This is a genomic window from Thiomicrolovo sp. ZZH C-3, assembly GCF_054862725.1.
Window position 1 is genome coordinate 26,265 of sequence record NZ_JBTKXX010000004.1, and the last position, 13,694, is coordinate 39,958.

Consider the following 13,694-nt stretch of genomic DNA (forward strand, 5'->3'; position numbering starts at 1 on the left):
AAAAAAAGGAGAGCCTATGCGAAAATTTCTCGCTTTTATCACCCTCTTTCTTACCGCAGCCACCCTCTTCGGCGCGGCGGGAAAACACCCCCATGTCCTGTTGAAAACGACCCAGGGAACGGTCGAACTCGAGATCCGAGAAGACCTCGCCCCCCTGGCCGCGGAGAACTTCCTGACCCACGTCAAAGAAGGCTACTACGACGGGATCATCTTCCACCGCATCATCAAGGGCTTCATGATCCAGGGCGGCGACCCGACCGGTACCGGCCGCGGCGGCGAGTCCATCTGGCACAAACCCTTCAAAAACGAATACGCCCCCAATGTCGTCTTCGACAAACCGGGTATCCTCGCCATGGCCAATGCCGGGCGCAATACCAACGGCAGCCAGTTCTTCATTACCACGGCAGCGGCCCCCTGGCTCAACGGCGGCTATACGATCTTCGGCTATGTCGTCAAAGGGATGGATGTTGTGTATAAACTGGAAGGGGTTCGCACAGGCAGACAGGACCGTCCGCTGGAGTCGCAGACGATCCTCAAGGCAAGCGTCGCTAAGTAGCGGCGCTTAGAGCATCATGCCGCGGATCGTATAGAAGATCGCGGCGGAAAGTACGGCGGCAGCGGGGACCGTGATCACCCAGGCCGCGATAATCTTCTTGATCGCGTCGCGCTTGACGTATTTGATCTTCTCCGCACGCTTGAGCTGCTTCTTGTCGATGCGGATCTTCTCCTCTTCGTCCTCGATCATCTGGTAGAGCTGAACGATACGCTCGTAATCCTCCTGGCTTTTACCCTCTTTGGCCTCCAGCGTCTCTTTCTCGGCATTCAGGGCGTGCAGGACCTTCTCATCCTCGGCCAGCTGACGGCGCTCGACGCGGATCAGCTCCTCCTCTTTCGTATGGTAGAGGAATTCGCGCAGGAACCCGACCCCGAAGACACCGCCGATGGCGATGTGCGTGGAGCTGACCGGCAGGCCGAGCTGTGACGCGACGATGACGGTAATGGCCGCCGCCATCGCGATGCTGTAGGCACGGACCTGGTCAAGCTCGGTGATCTCGCTGCCGACGGTGCGGATCAGCTTCGGACCGTAGAGCGCCAGCCCCAGGGCGATCCCGATGGCACCGACGAGCATGACCCACATCGGGATGCTCGCCTTGGTGCTGATAATGCTGTGCTGCACGGCATCGGCGATCCCCGCCAACGGACCGACGGCGTTGGCGACATCATTCGCACCGTGGGCGAAACTGAGCAGCGCCGCGGCGAAGATCAGGGGGATCGTAAAGAGCTTGTTGACGTCATCACGGTGGTTACGCAGTGAGACGGATGCCTTGACGACCATCGGTTTGACGGTGAAGTAGATGATAACGGCGCCGGCAAAACCGATCCCGAGTGCCGTCGGGAAGTCGATTTTGACAAGGTGCTTGACCCCTTTGAGCATCAGGTAGGTGACAAAGGCCCATCCCATGATCGCGACGTAAAGCGGGACCATCTTCTTCATCGCGCTGAGCTTGTCCTCTTTGTAGATCATCGTCTTCTTGATGGTAAAGAGGAAAAGCGCAGCGATCACCCCACCGAGCACCGGCGAGATCACCCAGCTGGCGGCGATTTTACCCATGGTACCCCAGGCAACGGCCCCGAAACCGGATGCGGCAATCCCTGCACCCATGACACCGCCAACAATGGAGTGTGTCGTTGAGACCGGTGCCCCCATCGTCGTTGCCAGGTTCAGCCAGAGCCCGCCGGCCAGCAGCGCCGCGGTCATCGCCCAAATGAACTGCGAAGCATCCACGAAGGCCGAAGGATCGATGATCCCCTTCTTGATCGTCCCGACAACCTCACCGCCGGCAATGAGTGCCCCGCTGGCTTCAAAGATGGCCGCGATAACGATCGCACCGCCCATGGTCAATGCCCGGGAACCTACGGCCGGTCCTACGTTGTTGGCGACATCGTTCGCCCCGATGTTCAATGCCATATAGGCACCGAAGAGTGCGGCGATCGCCAGGAAAAGGCTGTTGGTGACGCCGGAGTGCGTTACCGAGCTGTAAAAGAGTACACCGACCATGAAAAAGAGGGCCAGCCCCAGTTTCGTAAAGTCGTTCTTCGAGCTTTTGACAGCCTTCTTCTCCATTTTTTTGACGGTTCTAATATCCATCGTTTCTCCCCAATTGATATTTAAGAATGATAAAGCGCTTCGTAAACCTTCAGCGCCTGTGCATGCGCCTTGACGTCATGCACCCGTATGATCTCGGCACCGTTGCGCACGGATTCGAGATGCAGGGCCAGCGTTCCCGGTAACCGTTCGGACGGTTCGGAGGGAACAATTTTAGCAATCATCGACTTACGGCTGGCCCCGACGAGCAGGGGGTATCCGAAGCGTCTGAAATGCGCCAGGTCGCGGACAAGTTTGAGGTTGTGCTCCAGACTCTTTCCGAAGCCGATGCCGACATCGAGCACGATCGCTTCGACCCCGTATGCCTTTGCCTTCTCAATCCTTGCTGCGAAAAAGTCGCTCAGCTCCCCAAGTAGGTCATCGTACTGCGGCTGCGCCTGCATCGTCTGCGGGGTGCCCTGCATATGCATGATCACCGCCGTGGCGTTGTATTCGCCGCAGAGCTTCGCCACCGCGTCGTCGGCCAGACCGGTAATGTCGTTGACGATCGTAAAGCCCCGCTCCAGTGCATAGGAGATGACCTTCGGCGCGTAGCTGTCAAGGCTCAAGGCCGCCCGCTCGTAGAGGCGGTGGGCGTAGGCCGCGTCGATGACGGGCTTCACCCGTTCCAGCTCTTCGGCCGCAGGGACCGCCGCGGACCCCGGACGGGAGGAGACCCCGCCGAGGTCGATGATCTCCGCCCCCTCTTCGATCATCGTTTCGATCCGTGCGACCGCGGCACTGTCTTTGAAACGGCTGCCGGAGAAGAAGCTGTCCTCGTTGGTGTTGACGATCCCCATGATCTTCGGCGCTCCGGGCTGTTTCATCCCGGCAAAACGCTTCAGTTCATGGGCCACTTCCTTCAGACCGAAGGGCTGGGCCAGCTCCTTGCGGGCGAGCTCTTCGAGCTGCCGCGTCGTCGCCAGCAGCAGGGCATCGACCCGCGGCGTCTGCGCGACGATGGTGCCCTTGGGCACCGCCAGGTCCGCCCCGACGGAGAGGGCATCCTGCTTGAGGATATTGGCCGCGCCGACATGCAGGTCGCGGAGGTAGATATAGTGCAGCGCCGCCTTGGCCGCGAGGATCTTCCGGCCGCCGGCATCGACGTCGAGCCGCTCCAGCAGCGTCCGGATGTCATTCTGCGTCGAGAGCCGTTCAACCCGCACGCCGCTGCTCCGGTAAAAAGGGCATCAGGACCGTCAACAGGACGTTTTGCAGCCGTGCGTTGACCTCCAGCAGCCGGAACGCCCGTTCAAAGGCGTCGAGCTGCTCCGTGCTCAGGGAAAGTTTCTCCACAACGCTCGCCTGGTAGAAGAGCTTCTCGATCAGTGCCTTGGACTCGTGGCGGTCGAGGCGCCCCACCGAGGTGACGAAGCCGTACAACGCACCCAGATCGAGCGATCCCAGCGTCAATTCCACCCCCTGCGGCGCTTCGCCGGAGAGTTCGTTGAGGATCGGCAGGCGCGAACGCACCGTCGGCAGCAGCACGGACTTGCTCGGGGCGATGATCACAAGGGCGATATTGTTCGGGGGTTCTTCGAGGAGTTTGAGCAGGGCGTTCTGGGAGTAGACATTGAACTGTTTCGCCGCCAGCACGACGTATTTCAGCGACGCCTCGCTGATATAGGCTTCGGCAATGACCGCTTTGGCGTCCTCGATCAGGAAGTCGTCGCGCACGAAGCCGACCACGCGGCTCGGGTGCACCGCCTTTTTGAAAGCTTCGAAGCGCTCCTCGATCTCCTCGGCGAGGATGATGTGGCTGCGTTCGAAACTACTCATCGGCATCGACCTCCCCGAAGAGCACCGCGTTGAGCGAAAGATCGAAAAGGCGGTAGAGCTGCAGGAGCTTGATATCGAGGTAGGGATCGAAAGAGCGCAGTTTCATTGCGTGGCCGAACTCCTCGTCGAGGAGCCAGAGGCAGCTGTTGTCTGCACGCTTGGCGATCTCGGAACGGGGGTCGCTCCCCTTGCCGACGTACCAGAAGAAATAGTTGCCCGCAAAGGAGAGGTCGAGCATATCGGCGAGCATATCCATCGCATCGCCGCTCGTCATCTCGTCGAACTCCGGGTAGATCCGGTCCAGGCTGATCAGCGGCACCATCGGCCGGTCGTTGGAGAGCTGGTTGATCGTCGAGGAGATGTAGTGCTGGAACCATTTGCGCTTGCGGTCGGTCACCAGGACGATCGTTTTGCCCGAGATGATCTGCGACACCGCAAGCATCGTGGAAGCCGTCCATTCGAAACGGTTCTCTTCGACCCAGTTAAACGACGCCCCTTCGGCGCGTATGGTCTCGAGCATCCATTTCATGAACGACTGCATGGGAATTTACTTTTCCAGTTCGTAAACGTTGTGCAGGGCACGTACCGCCAGTTCGGCGTACTTTTCGTCGATGACCATGGAGACCTTGATCTCGGAGGTGGAGATCATCATGATGTTGATGTTCTCCGCCGCCATAGAGGCGAACGCTTTCGCCGCGACGCCCGTGTGCGACTTCATCCCGACGCCGACGATGGAGACCTTGCAGATGTTCTCGTCATAGCTGGCCGATGTGATCTCCCCTCTCTCGATAAAGGTTTCGACGACGGCTTTCGCGTCACCCAGTTCGTTCATCGGGACCGTGAAGTCCATGTTGGTCGAATCGTCATGCCCCAGGGTCTGGATGATCATGTCGATGTTGACATTGTTCGATGCCAGCTTGCCGAAAATATCCGAAGCGATACCGGGACGGTCGACAACGCCTCCGAGTGAGATACGCGCCTGATTACGGTCGAGCGCCACACCGCTAACCAATGGTTTTTCCATAATGTTCTCTTCCTTTGTGATCAATGTCCCTTCGGCATCCGAAAAGCTCGAACGGGTAACGAGGTTGACGTTAAGTTTCTTGGCCAGTTCGACCGAACGGTTCTGCAGGACTTTCGCCCCGAGCGACGCGAGTTCCAGCATCTCGTCATAGGAGATCTTCTCCAGCTTTTTCGCCTTCGGCTCAATGCGCGGGTCGGTCGTATAGATCCCGTCGACGTCGGTATAGATCTCGCAGAGGTCCGCTTCAAGCGCCCCGGCAACCGCCACGGCGGAGAGGTCGCTGCCGCCGCGGCCGAGGGTCGTGACACGGCCTTCTTCGTTGACGCCCTGGAAACCGGCGACGACCACCACTTTTCCCTCACCCAGCGCACGGCGCATCGGCGTCGGGTCGATATGTTCGATCCGCGCTTTCGTATGGACCGTGTCGGTGACGATCCCCGCGCGGCGGCCGCTCATGGATTCTGCCGGCAGCCCCATCTCGTTCAGCGCGATGGAGAGCAGCGCCGCCGTCACCCGCTCACCGGAGCTCAACAGCATATCCACCTCTTCACGCTTGGGATTGTCGCTGTAGTGTTCGGCGTAGGAGACCAGCTTGTTGGTCTCGCCGCTCATCGCCGAAACGACGACGACAACGTCGTTCCCCTCTTTGACCGTTTTGGCAACACGGTTGGCGACGTTCTGGATCCGTTCCAGGTCACCGACGCTCGTACCGCCGTATTTTTGAACAATCAGCATCTTACAGATACCCCTTTGTTTGAAAATAGCCGATCACCTTCTCATAGATCGGTTTTTTGAAATGTGCAACATAGTCGTACAGTGCATCGATGTCGATGAACTTGTAATCGATAAACTCCGGATGTTTCGTTTCCAGGTTGATCTTCGCTTTTGGCTTGAGCCGTACGAGAAAATAGCGCTGTGTCTGCCCGCAGTAGGGACGCATACGCTCTGCCACATGGTCCGGGAAATCGTAGGCCAACCACTCCGGGTACTCGGCGACGACTTCCACCTTTTTCGTACCGATCTCCTCTTCGATCTCGCGGATCAGGGCCTCTTCGGGAGACTCTCCCCGGTCGATTCCCCCCTGCGGGAACTGCCAGATGCCGCTGATATCGCTGCGTTCGGCGATAAAGATCTGCTTCACCTCCGGGTACTCCGGCGGTACGATGATCGCCGCGACGTTCGGACGGTAGGGTTTGACGGATTCCATGGGCCTCTTTACTCGTTTTGAAGCACCTCTAATAACCCCAGCGCAGCCCGGGTAGGGTTATGAGAAGTGCCCGCTGTTTTCAATGCGCGTATTATAGGGCAAGCGCGGTTAAATCGTGCTTGTTTTTCGCACATCTCAACGGCGCCTAACGTCCAAGGGATTACAATGCGGCATGCTTTTATACGTTCATATCCCGTTTTGCGACAGCAAGTGCCACTACTGCAGCTTCAACTCCTATGTCGACAAGTTCACGCTGCGGCGCGATTACATGGCGGCGCTCCTCCGGCAGTTGGAGGGCGAGATCGAACGGCTGAACCCCGCACCGGAGAGTATCGAGACCCTTTTTATCGGCGGCGGCACCCCTTCGACGGTCGCACCGGAGCTCTACGCCCCGCTCTTTGCGCGCCTACGACCCTATCTGAAACCCGGTGCGGAGATCACCAGCGAGGCCAACCCCAACAGCGCGACACCCGAATGGCTGGCAGGCATGAAAGCGCTGGGGGTGAACCGCATCAGTTTCGGTGTGCAGAGTTTCGACCCGGAAAAACTCAAAAGGCTCGGACGTGCCCACACCCCGGACCAGGCGGTAGGCGCCGTCACGGCGGCACGCAGCGCCGGGTTCGAGCACCTCTCCATCGACCTTATCTACGGCGTCGCCGGGGATGCGAGAGCCCTGCTGGAACACGACCTGGAACAGGCCTTCGCCCTCCCGGTCGACCACTTAAGTGCCTACGCCCTCACCATCGAAGAGGGCACCCCCTTCTCCGCCACCCCGGAGGTCGCCGATGAAAAGCTCCCTCTCACCTCGTGGCTTTTCGAACGCATCAAAGCGCACGGTTTCGCACAGTACGAGATCTCCAATTTCGGCCGCTACCGCTCCCGCCACAACCTCGGCTACTGGGAGTACAAGCCCTATATCGGGCTGGGCGCCGGCGCCGTGGGGTGCATCGACACCGTCCGCTACTACCCCCACCGCGACGTCGAGGCCTACATTGCCGCCCCCCTTTTCCGCACGACCGAGCCCCTCGATGCGGACGCGGTCAAAACCGAACGCCTCTTTCTCGGCCTGCGCTCCGTCGTCGGCATCCCCGAGTCTCTTCTCGAAGCAGAGGAGCTGCAACGCGCCCGCTGGCTGGCAGCGGAGGGAAAACTCCGTTTTGAGGGGGGCCGTTTTTTCAATACCGACTACCTCCTCAGCGACGAGATCGTCCTCTACCTTCAGGGGTAAGCCCGCCCATTCGCTTCCCCTTAAACCTCCTGTGCTATAATCCCGATCATAAATTTAACTAAGGGGAGAACCGCCGCGAAACTGCGGCGGCGCCCTGACGGGAAACGCCATGTTCGGAATGGGATTTTCGGAGATCCTCATCATCGCCATTATCGCTATCTTGTTTCTGGGACCGGACAAACTGCCCCAGACCATGGTCGATATCGCCCGTTTCTTCCGCAGCGCCAAACGGACGCTGGCCTCGGCCAAAGCCTCCATCGAGGAGGAGCTGCATGTCGACGACATCAAGCGGGAAGTGAACAGCTACAAGGACAACCTGCTCGAAGAGAAAGAGAAACTGAGCCAGGCAAACGCCTTTACCGAACTGACCGACGAATTTGACGCCGTCATCGACATGGCCGGCGATACGCCGAAGGTGGACGCTGCCCCCCAGAAGCCCAAAGCCGAAGCCGCCCCGGATGCGAAAAAACCGGAAGTCGTCACCTTCAGCAAAAAGAAAAAAAGTGCCGACAACGGCAACGATACCGAGGAAGCCTAACCCATGTTCGACGAACTGCGTCCCCACCTTGTAGAGTTACGTAAACGCCTGGGCATCTCCGTCCTGACACTGATCGGCATGTTCTTTGTCATGTTCTATTTCCACGAGCCGATCCTTGAATGGATGATCCAACCCCTGAACGACGCCCTGATCGAAGTCGGGAAAAAATCCGTCAACGCCGCCAACGGTATGGTAACGACCAACCAGGTCGGAGGAGCCTTCTTCGTCGCGCTGAAGGTCGCCTTCTTTGCGGCAATCCTCGGCGCGCTACCCGTCATTTTGTGGCAGGTCTGGCTCTTCATCGCCCCGGGCCTTTACGAGAACGAAAAGAAGATGATCCTCCCCTTCGTCTTCGGGGGAACGACGATGTTCGTCGTCGGCGTCGCCTTCGCCTACTACATCGTCACCCCCTTCGGGTTCGACTTCCTCATCACCTTCGGTAGCTTCAAGTTCACCCCGCTGATCAACATCGAGGATTACGTCGGCTTCTTCACGAAGATCATGTTCGGCTTCGGCCTCGCCTTCGAGCTCCCGGTCTTCGCCTACTTCCTGGCGCTGCTCGGCCTCGTCGACGACCGCCAGATGGCGGCATTCTTCAAGTACGCCATCGTCATCATCTTTATCGTCGCCGCCCTGCTCACCCCGCCGGACATCCTCACGCAGCTGCTGATGGCCGGGCCGCTGATCGTGCTCTACGGCTTCTCCATCCTCATCGTCAAAATGGTCAACCCCGCGCCGAAAGAAGAGGACGATGATGAGGACGACGAGGACGAGGAAGAGGCCGTTGCCCCTCAGAACGTCTAGTTACGACTTCACCCTCCCCGAGGCGCTCATAGCCGTCCACCCGGCGCAACCCCGCGACCATGCGCGGCTGCTCGTCTATGACCGTAAAACCGACACCGTCACCCACACGCGCTTCGACAAGATCGAGACCTTTCTGCCTGAAGGGTGCGGCATCGTCTTCAACGACACCAAGGTGATCAAGGCCCGCCTTTTCGGGAAAAAAATGAGCGGCGGCAGGGTCGAGCTCCTCATCAACCGCCCCCTCGACGCCTACCGGGTCAACGTCTATATCCGGGGAAAGATGAAAGCGGGTACCCGTCTGATGTTCGGCCAGGAGCTCGAGGCTGTCGTCGAGGCGCTGCACGGGGACGGCAGCCGCACGGTCACATTCGAGCGTGCCGGTGAAAAGCTGCGTTTTGAAGCCCTGCTGCCGATCATCGACATCATCGGGCATATGCCGCTGCCCCCCTACATCCAGCGCGAGGACAACGACGAAGACGCCGTAGAGTACCAGACGGTCTTTGCAAAAAATGAAGGTGCCGTCGCTGCACCGACGGCCTCCCTGCACTTTACCGATGAACTCTTCGCTTCCGTCTGCGCGCACCACCCCCATGCCTACGTCACCCTGCATGTCGGGGCCGGGACCTTCAAACCCGTTGAATCGGAGATCATCACCGACCACCCGATGCACTCGGAGTACTACGAGATCCCGGGCGAAGCCAAGGCGCTCATCGACGGCAATCTTCCCCTGCTCTGCGTCGGGACGACCTCGACCCGTACGGTGGAGTACTATGTCCGCACCCACGAGACCGGGGGCGAAGCGAACCTGTTCCTGCACCCCGGCAACCCGCCGCAGCGCGTCAACCACCTGCTGACCAATTTCCACCTGCCCAAATCAACCCTGCTGATGCTCGTCGCCTCCTTCGTCGGACTGGAAAAGACCCACGAACTCTACGCCGAAGCGATCCGGGAGCAGTACCGTTTCTACAGCTACGGCGACGCGATGCTCATCCTCTAGGCCCCGCCCTACTCGTCGTCATCCATCAGGGCGAACGCCAGCCGCTCTTTGAGCGATGCGAGGGCCTTCGCCGCGCAGGCGGCATCCAGCTTGCCGCCGGGTGCGCCGCTGACGCCGACGGCACCGATCAGGGTATCCCCCGATTTTACGGGCAGGCCTCCTTCCATCATGATCAGCCCCTCGATGTTGTTGAGCTCATTGCGGATATCGCTGCGGTTGGCGACGAAGGTCGTCGTATCCGTCCCCGCCATGATCACCGCATTGGCTTTCTGTTCGGCGATCTGCATGGTAAAACGCGCCGCGTAGGTGTCGCGCATCACGACCTGGACATTGGCGCTGCGGTCGACGACGACGGCACTGACCCAGTACCCCTCCTCCCGGCAGGCTTCGACGGTGCGTTTGGCGATCTCCGAAGCAAGGCCGAGGTCCATACGTTCTATCCTGACGACGTCGGCGGCGGTGAGCAGAAGTGCAGGCAGTGTCAGCATCCCCAGGAGCGTAACGGGTTTCATAGGCAGTCCTTTTCAGAGTATGTCTTCGATTATAGCAGAGACTTTCCAGGACGTGCGGGTTGATAAAAGTGGTAAAATAGCGCCTATATCACCACCGAACGGCGAGACTATGAGCAAATCCATTATTTTTTTCTTTCTGCCGCTGCTGATCGTGCTTCTGGACGGCTGCCAGCAAAAACCCCGTGTTCCCCTCCCGACCGTCGCGCAGGTCGACCTGGAGCGCTACAGCGGGCTCTGGCATGAAATCGCACGCTATGAAAACCGTTTTGAGGAGGGGTGTGTAGGGGCCACGGCCACCTACCGGTTGAAAGATGATTATGTAGAGGTCATCAACCGCTGCTATGACGATGCCGGAAGGCTCAAGGATCAGGCAAAGGGAAAAGCCCATGTCGTCGATGGAAGCGGCAATGCAAAGCTCCGGGTAACTTTCTTCTGGCCCTTCTACGGGGATTACTGGATCATCATGCTTGCCGACGACTACCGCTATGCCGTTATCGGCGATCCGCAGCGCGAGTACCTCTGGATCCTTGCCCGCGACACGGTACTGAGCGACACGGACCGCGAACAGATTCTTTCACGCCTCGTCGCCATGAAATATGACCCCTTCAAGCTCTACTGGACCGGTTTCAAGGCGATGTGCAACCACTAGGCCCTCAGGTCTCCCTGCGGTCGATAACGATCTCCTCAAGCCCGAGACGCGGCGTCATGGTGTGGGGTTCATCGCTGTAGCCAAGCGCAAGCACTGCATGGGGTTCGAGCCCCATAAGTCCGAAGCGCTCATTCGCCTTCTCGGCACTGAAGCCGCCCATGGGATGAACAGAGATACCGCGCCGGGAGGCTTCGACAATCAGAAAGGCCATCGCGGTACCGCTGTCAAACGCGTGCCATCGGTTCGGCTTCCGGTTGTACGCGAAGGTCTGCGTCGAACAGACCATCAGCAGCAGGGGTGCTGTTGCCGCCCACACCGCATTTTTCGCACTGAGCAGGTCGAGAAACTCCTCCTTCGCCCCCAGCACGAAACGCCACGGCTGTTCATTGAAACAGGACGGCGCCGTCATTGCGGCTTCCAGTACGGCGCAGAGGTCCTTCTCCCCCAGGGGTTTGTCCAGGAACTTTTTGGGGGAGAACCGTTTCAAAAAGAGGTCGTCGATACCGTATTCCGTGCTGCGCATCTGCCATCCTTTGGAGAGAAACATCATCACATCATACGCTCATCGCGGTTAAACTTTTCCTTAACACATCAAAAAAATGTTATTCCAGAGGACGGCTTCCGCCTGCCCGGCGTTTACACCAGAACGCTGATCCGGCCCGCCGTAATGGCGATCTTTCCCTCGAGTTCGTAGCGGAAGACCTCCTGGGGATAGTCGCGTACGGCATCCTCGTAGGTCGGGCCGCTCCGGCAGTACTCCAAAAAAGGATCGCCGACACAGCGCGTGGCTGCGCCGTAATGCGCCACGAAGGCATCGATGTCGTAGATCGCCTCCGCTCTCCCCTCCTCGAGCAGACGGTTGGTCCCCTCGCTTTCGCCGATGCGGTGGGGAAGGACATAGATCTTCTTTCCCATGCGCAGGGCATACTCCACACTGCGCATGCTGCCGCTGTTCTCATCGGCCTGGGTCACGATCAGGGCATCCCCCAGGGCGACGACGATCTCATTGCGGACGACAAAGCTCCAGGGGGTCGCCGCAAAACCGTCTTTGAAGGGGCTGAGCAGCAGCCCCTCGTGCCCAATACTGTCGAGCAGGGCGCGGTTGGTCGCCGGGTAACGCACATCGATCCCGCTGCCAAGTACGGCGATGGTGTTGGCCGCACCCGCCGCCGCATGGGCCGTCGCATCGATCCCCATCGCACCGCCGCTGACGATGCAGACCCCTGCGCGTGCAAGTTTCGCCGCCAGCTCCGACGTCATGAAACGGGCGTACCCGTCCGCCCGCCGGGAGCCGACAATAGAGAGCTTCACCTTTGAGAGCAGCGCCGTATTCCCCTCGAAATAGAGCGTTTCAGGGTATTTGCGCATCGCCTCGAGGGCAGGTACCTTCTCGTAGAGCAGCTCACTCATGGTTTTCGTATGCCGCCAACGTATCGATCCGCACCAGCTGTACCGATTCGAGCACGGCCTTCGACTCCGCCAGACCCTGGAGCGTCTGTTTGTGCGGGTGGCCGATCACCACGACCGAACCGTACTTCTTGGCGATCTTCACCGCACGGCGCACCTGTTTTTTCACCGCTTCGACATCGGGGTCGTGGTCAAGGAAAACGTCGCGGCTGATATAGGGGCGGTGCAGCGTTTTCATCAGGGCCGGAACCGCCGTTTTTCCCGTGGTACGGCTATCGACAAACGTGATCCCCTCGCGGTCGAGTGCGTACAGCAGTTTCTCCATCGCATCACGGTCGGCGGTGAACTTGCTGCCCGTATGGTTGTTGACAAATGCGACTTTCGGGAACAGGTTTTTGATCTGGCGAATACGCTCCTCAATCACCGATTCATCATCCCCGACATGCAGTGTCTGAGGCTCTTCGGCCGAAAAAGAGACCGCCTCCATCGGCAGGTGGACCATGTAGTAGGATTGCTTGGCCGCCAGCGCAGCCGAATCGGGATGGCGCTTTGAGGGGGGAAGGAAAGACATGGTCACCGGAAGGTTCAATGCTTTGATATTGCGGACGTCATGGGCGAAAGAGACGTCATCGAAGATGATGGCCATCATCGGTTTCGTCCCTGAAACCGGCTCGGCTTTTTCAGCGCGTACCACCGGCTTCGGCGGTGCTTTTTCATATTCATGGCTGGCCGTTCTCGCTTTCGCCTTTTTCAGCGCTTTTTTCAGTTCGGCACTGTGCTGGCGCTCGGTCAGCAGCGCACCGCGCTGCTCCTGCTTCCCCTTCTGGTAACCGAAGAAGTACCCCCCGGCCGCCAAAATGAAAGCGATCAGCAGAAAGATCACCCCTTTAAGCAGTGCGTAGGTGAATGCGTTTTTCTTGCGCTTGGTTTTTCCCCTGACTGTCCGCTTCCTGGGAGCACTTTTCTTCCGCTGTTGCGCCATTCCGATCCCTCATGATTCTTGTCGGCACATTGTAATAAGAATCGTATAACAGTGCGGTTAACAGGGCACAATGCCACTTTTTTATAGTAGCCCTACTCCTCCCTGCGGCCGATCATTATGTCCTGACCGTCCCATTTGGTGTAGAGCCGAAACTCTTCGGCAATCTCACGGATACGCATCACCTCCAGTACCCCCTGCGGATCCATCGAAATCGCTTTCAATATTATCACACCCCTATCCGGCGCTTGAAGCACATGATAGTTCCATTCAATCGCCGACAATTTTTGATAAAGCTCTTGTATCATCAGCTCCCCTTTCTCATTTCATACCAATAGTGTATTATAGTTAATTTGAGTTACAAATCAAAATATTTAGTCGCAAAACTCGCTTATTCCACGCTTTTATTCATATTTGTCCTCCA

General features: G+C 58.6%; 17 protein-coding genes. 6 read left to right on the forward strand and 11 right to left on the reverse strand.

Translation table 11 applies throughout. The annotated features are described in order from the left end of the window. The first annotated feature begins 16 nt into the window (after positions 1-16). On the forward strand, positions 17-556 hold the full coding sequence (locus ACXWTF_RS11450; protein ID WP_461715121.1) for a peptidylprolyl isomerase: 540 nt from the start codon (positions 17-19) through the stop codon (positions 554-556). 6 nt (positions 557-562) lie between these two features. Here ACXWTF_RS11450 and ACXWTF_RS11455 read toward each other — a convergent pair whose 3' ends face one another. From ACXWTF_RS11455 to ACXWTF_RS11480, 6 genes are read right to left on the reverse strand one after another with little or no spacing between them, the layout of a single operon-like run. Further along, positions 563-2,149 carry an inorganic phosphate transporter gene (locus tag ACXWTF_RS11455; RefSeq protein WP_461715122.1) on the reverse strand — a complete coding sequence of 529 codons (1,587 nt, stop codon included), beginning with the start codon at positions 2,147-2,149 and terminating at the stop codon, positions 563-565. Positions 2,150-2,169: 20 nt separating this feature from the next. Continuing rightward, positions 2,170-3,312 carry a dihydropteroate synthase gene (gene folP, locus ACXWTF_RS11460; protein WP_461715123.1) on the reverse strand — a complete coding sequence of 381 codons (1,143 nt, stop codon included), beginning with the start codon at positions 3,310-3,312 and terminating at the stop codon, positions 2,170-2,172. Next, positions 3,302-3,925: a DNA polymerase III subunit delta' gene (locus ACXWTF_RS11465; RefSeq protein WP_461715124.1), complete on the reverse strand. Its 624-nt coding sequence runs from the start codon at positions 3,923-3,925 to the stop codon at positions 3,302-3,304. Before ACXWTF_RS11465 ends, folP begins: the two co-directional genes overlap by 11 nt. Then, complete coding sequence (locus tag ACXWTF_RS11470) at positions 3,918-4,466, reverse strand: HobA family DNA replication regulator (RefSeq protein ID WP_461715125.1); 549 nt, start codon at positions 4,464-4,466, stop codon at positions 3,918-3,920. Before ACXWTF_RS11470 ends, ACXWTF_RS11465 begins: the two co-directional genes overlap by 8 nt. 6 nt (positions 4,467-4,472) lie before the next feature. Further along, entirely contained in the window at positions 4,473-5,684 is a 1,212-nt protein-coding gene (locus ACXWTF_RS11475) for an aspartate kinase (RefSeq protein WP_461715126.1), read from the reverse strand. Position 5,685: 1 nt separating this feature from the next. Further along, positions 5,686-6,156: an RNA pyrophosphohydrolase gene (locus tag ACXWTF_RS11480; RefSeq protein ID WP_461715127.1), complete on the reverse strand. Its 471-nt coding sequence runs from the start codon at positions 6,154-6,156 to the stop codon at positions 5,686-5,688. 172 nt (positions 6,157-6,328) lie between these two features. Here ACXWTF_RS11480 and hemW point away from each other — a divergent pair, with 172 nt between their 5' ends. From hemW to queA, 4 genes are all read left to right on the forward strand, one after another. Continuing rightward, positions 6,329-7,384, forward strand: coding sequence for a radical SAM family heme chaperone HemW (gene hemW, locus ACXWTF_RS11485; RefSeq protein ID WP_461715128.1), 1,056 nt, complete (start codon positions 6,329-6,331; stop codon positions 7,382-7,384). 109 nt (positions 7,385-7,493) lie between these two features. Beyond that, positions 7,494-7,922, forward strand: a complete 429-nt coding sequence (gene tatB / locus ACXWTF_RS11490; RefSeq protein WP_461715129.1) for a Sec-independent protein translocase protein TatB — start codon at positions 7,494-7,496, stop codon at positions 7,920-7,922. Between the two features lie 3 nt (positions 7,923-7,925). Then, a complete protein-coding gene (gene tatC / locus ACXWTF_RS11495; RefSeq protein ID WP_461715130.1) occupies positions 7,926-8,726 on the forward strand; it encodes a twin-arginine translocase subunit TatC in 801 nt (266 codons plus the stop codon). Beyond that, a complete protein-coding gene (gene queA, locus ACXWTF_RS11500) occupies positions 8,677-9,723 on the forward strand; it encodes a tRNA preQ1(34) S-adenosylmethionine ribosyltransferase-isomerase QueA (RefSeq protein WP_461715131.1) in 1,047 nt (348 codons plus the stop codon). Before tatC ends, queA begins: the two co-directional genes overlap by 50 nt. 8 nt (positions 9,724-9,731) lie before the next feature. On the opposite strand, the gene ACXWTF_RS11505 is transcribed toward queA, so the two are convergent. Then, a complete protein-coding gene (locus tag ACXWTF_RS11505; protein ID WP_461715132.1) occupies positions 9,732-10,235 on the reverse strand; it encodes a GlcG/HbpS family heme-binding protein in 504 nt (167 codons plus the stop codon). 109 nt (positions 10,236-10,344) lie between these two features. Between ACXWTF_RS11505 and ACXWTF_RS11510 the strand changes: the two genes are divergently transcribed. Then, on the forward strand, positions 10,345-10,884 hold the full coding sequence (locus tag ACXWTF_RS11510; protein WP_461715133.1) for a lipocalin family protein: 540 nt from the start codon (positions 10,345-10,347) through the stop codon (positions 10,882-10,884). Positions 10,885-10,888: 4 nt separating this feature from the next. Here ACXWTF_RS11510 and ACXWTF_RS11515 read toward each other — a convergent pair whose 3' ends face one another. The 4 genes from ACXWTF_RS11515 to ACXWTF_RS11530 all read right to left on the reverse strand — a co-directional run bounded on the left by ACXWTF_RS11515 (position 10,889) and on the right by ACXWTF_RS11530 (position 13,578). After that, the gene (locus tag ACXWTF_RS11515; RefSeq protein ID WP_461715134.1) at positions 10,889-11,431 is read right to left on the reverse strand and encodes a nitroreductase family protein; all 543 of its coding nucleotides are present in this window, start codon (positions 11,429-11,431) and stop codon (positions 10,889-10,891) included. 89 nt (positions 11,432-11,520) lie between these two features. Further along, positions 11,521-12,294, reverse strand: coding sequence for a DNA-processing protein DprA (locus ACXWTF_RS11520; RefSeq protein ID WP_461715135.1), 774 nt, complete (start codon positions 12,292-12,294; stop codon positions 11,521-11,523). Then, the gene (locus tag ACXWTF_RS11525) at positions 12,287-13,273 is read right to left on the reverse strand and encodes a divergent polysaccharide deacetylase family protein (RefSeq protein WP_461715136.1); all 987 of its coding nucleotides are present in this window, start codon (positions 13,271-13,273) and stop codon (positions 12,287-12,289) included. Before ACXWTF_RS11525 ends, ACXWTF_RS11520 begins: the two co-directional genes overlap by 8 nt. A 92-nt stretch (positions 13,274-13,365) precedes the next feature. Then, positions 13,366-13,578, reverse strand: a complete 213-nt coding sequence (locus ACXWTF_RS11530) for a hypothetical protein (RefSeq protein ID WP_461715137.1) — start codon at positions 13,576-13,578, stop codon at positions 13,366-13,368. Positions 13,579-13,694 lie beyond the last annotated feature (116 nt).

Bases quoted from the DNA above. Each gene is read 5' to 3' on its own strand.
- ACXWTF_RS11465 (WP_461715124.1), bottom strand. From the start codon at position 3,925: ATGAGTAGTTTCGAACGCAGCCACATCATCCTCGCCGAGGAGATCGAG.
- ACXWTF_RS11510 (WP_461715133.1), top strand. From the start codon at position 10,345: ATGAGCAAATCCATTATTTTTTTCTTTCTGCCGCTGCTGATCGTGCTT.
- ACXWTF_RS11450 (WP_461715121.1), top strand. From the start codon at position 17: ATGCGAAAATTTCTCGCTTTTATCACCCTCTTTCTTACCGCAGCCACC.
- ACXWTF_RS11475 (WP_461715126.1), bottom strand. From the start codon at position 5,684: ATGCTGATTGTTCAAAAATACGGCGGTACGAGCGTCGGTGACCTGGAA.
- ACXWTF_RS11520 (WP_461715135.1), bottom strand. From the start codon at position 12,294: ATGAGTGAGCTGCTCTACGAGAAGGTACCTGCCCTCGAGGCGATGCGC.
- ACXWTF_RS11470 (WP_461715125.1), bottom strand. From the start codon at position 4,466: ATGCAGTCGTTCATGAAATGGATGCTCGAGACCATACGCGCCGAAGGG.
- queA (WP_461715131.1), top strand. From the start codon at position 8,677: ATGAGGACGACGAGGACGAGGAAGAGGCCGTTGCCCCTCAGAACGTCT.
- hemW (WP_461715128.1), top strand. From the start codon at position 6,329: ATGCTTTTATACGTTCATATCCCGTTTTGCGACAGCAAGTGCCACTAC.
- ACXWTF_RS11515 (WP_461715134.1), bottom strand. From the start codon at position 11,431: ATGTTTCTCTCCAAAGGATGGCAGATGCGCAGCACGGAATACGGTATC.
- tatB (WP_461715129.1), top strand. From the start codon at position 7,494: ATGTTCGGAATGGGATTTTCGGAGATCCTCATCATCGCCATTATCGCT.
- ACXWTF_RS11530 (WP_461715137.1), bottom strand. From the start codon at position 13,578: ATGATACAAGAGCTTTATCAAAAATTGTCGGCGATTGAATGGAACTAT.
- tatC (WP_461715130.1), top strand. From the start codon at position 7,926: ATGTTCGACGAACTGCGTCCCCACCTTGTAGAGTTACGTAAACGCCTG.
- ACXWTF_RS11505 (WP_461715132.1), bottom strand. From the start codon at position 10,235: ATGAAACCCGTTACGCTCCTGGGGATGCTGACACTGCCTGCACTTCTG.
- ACXWTF_RS11480 (WP_461715127.1), bottom strand. From the start codon at position 6,156: ATGGAATCCGTCAAACCCTACCGTCCGAACGTCGCGGCGATCATCGTA.
- ACXWTF_RS11455 (WP_461715122.1), bottom strand. From the start codon at position 2,149: ATGGATATTAGAACCGTCAAAAAAATGGAGAAGAAGGCTGTCAAAAGC.
- ACXWTF_RS11525 (WP_461715136.1), bottom strand. From the start codon at position 13,273: ATGGCGCAACAGCGGAAGAAAAGTGCTCCCAGGAAGCGGACAGTCAGG.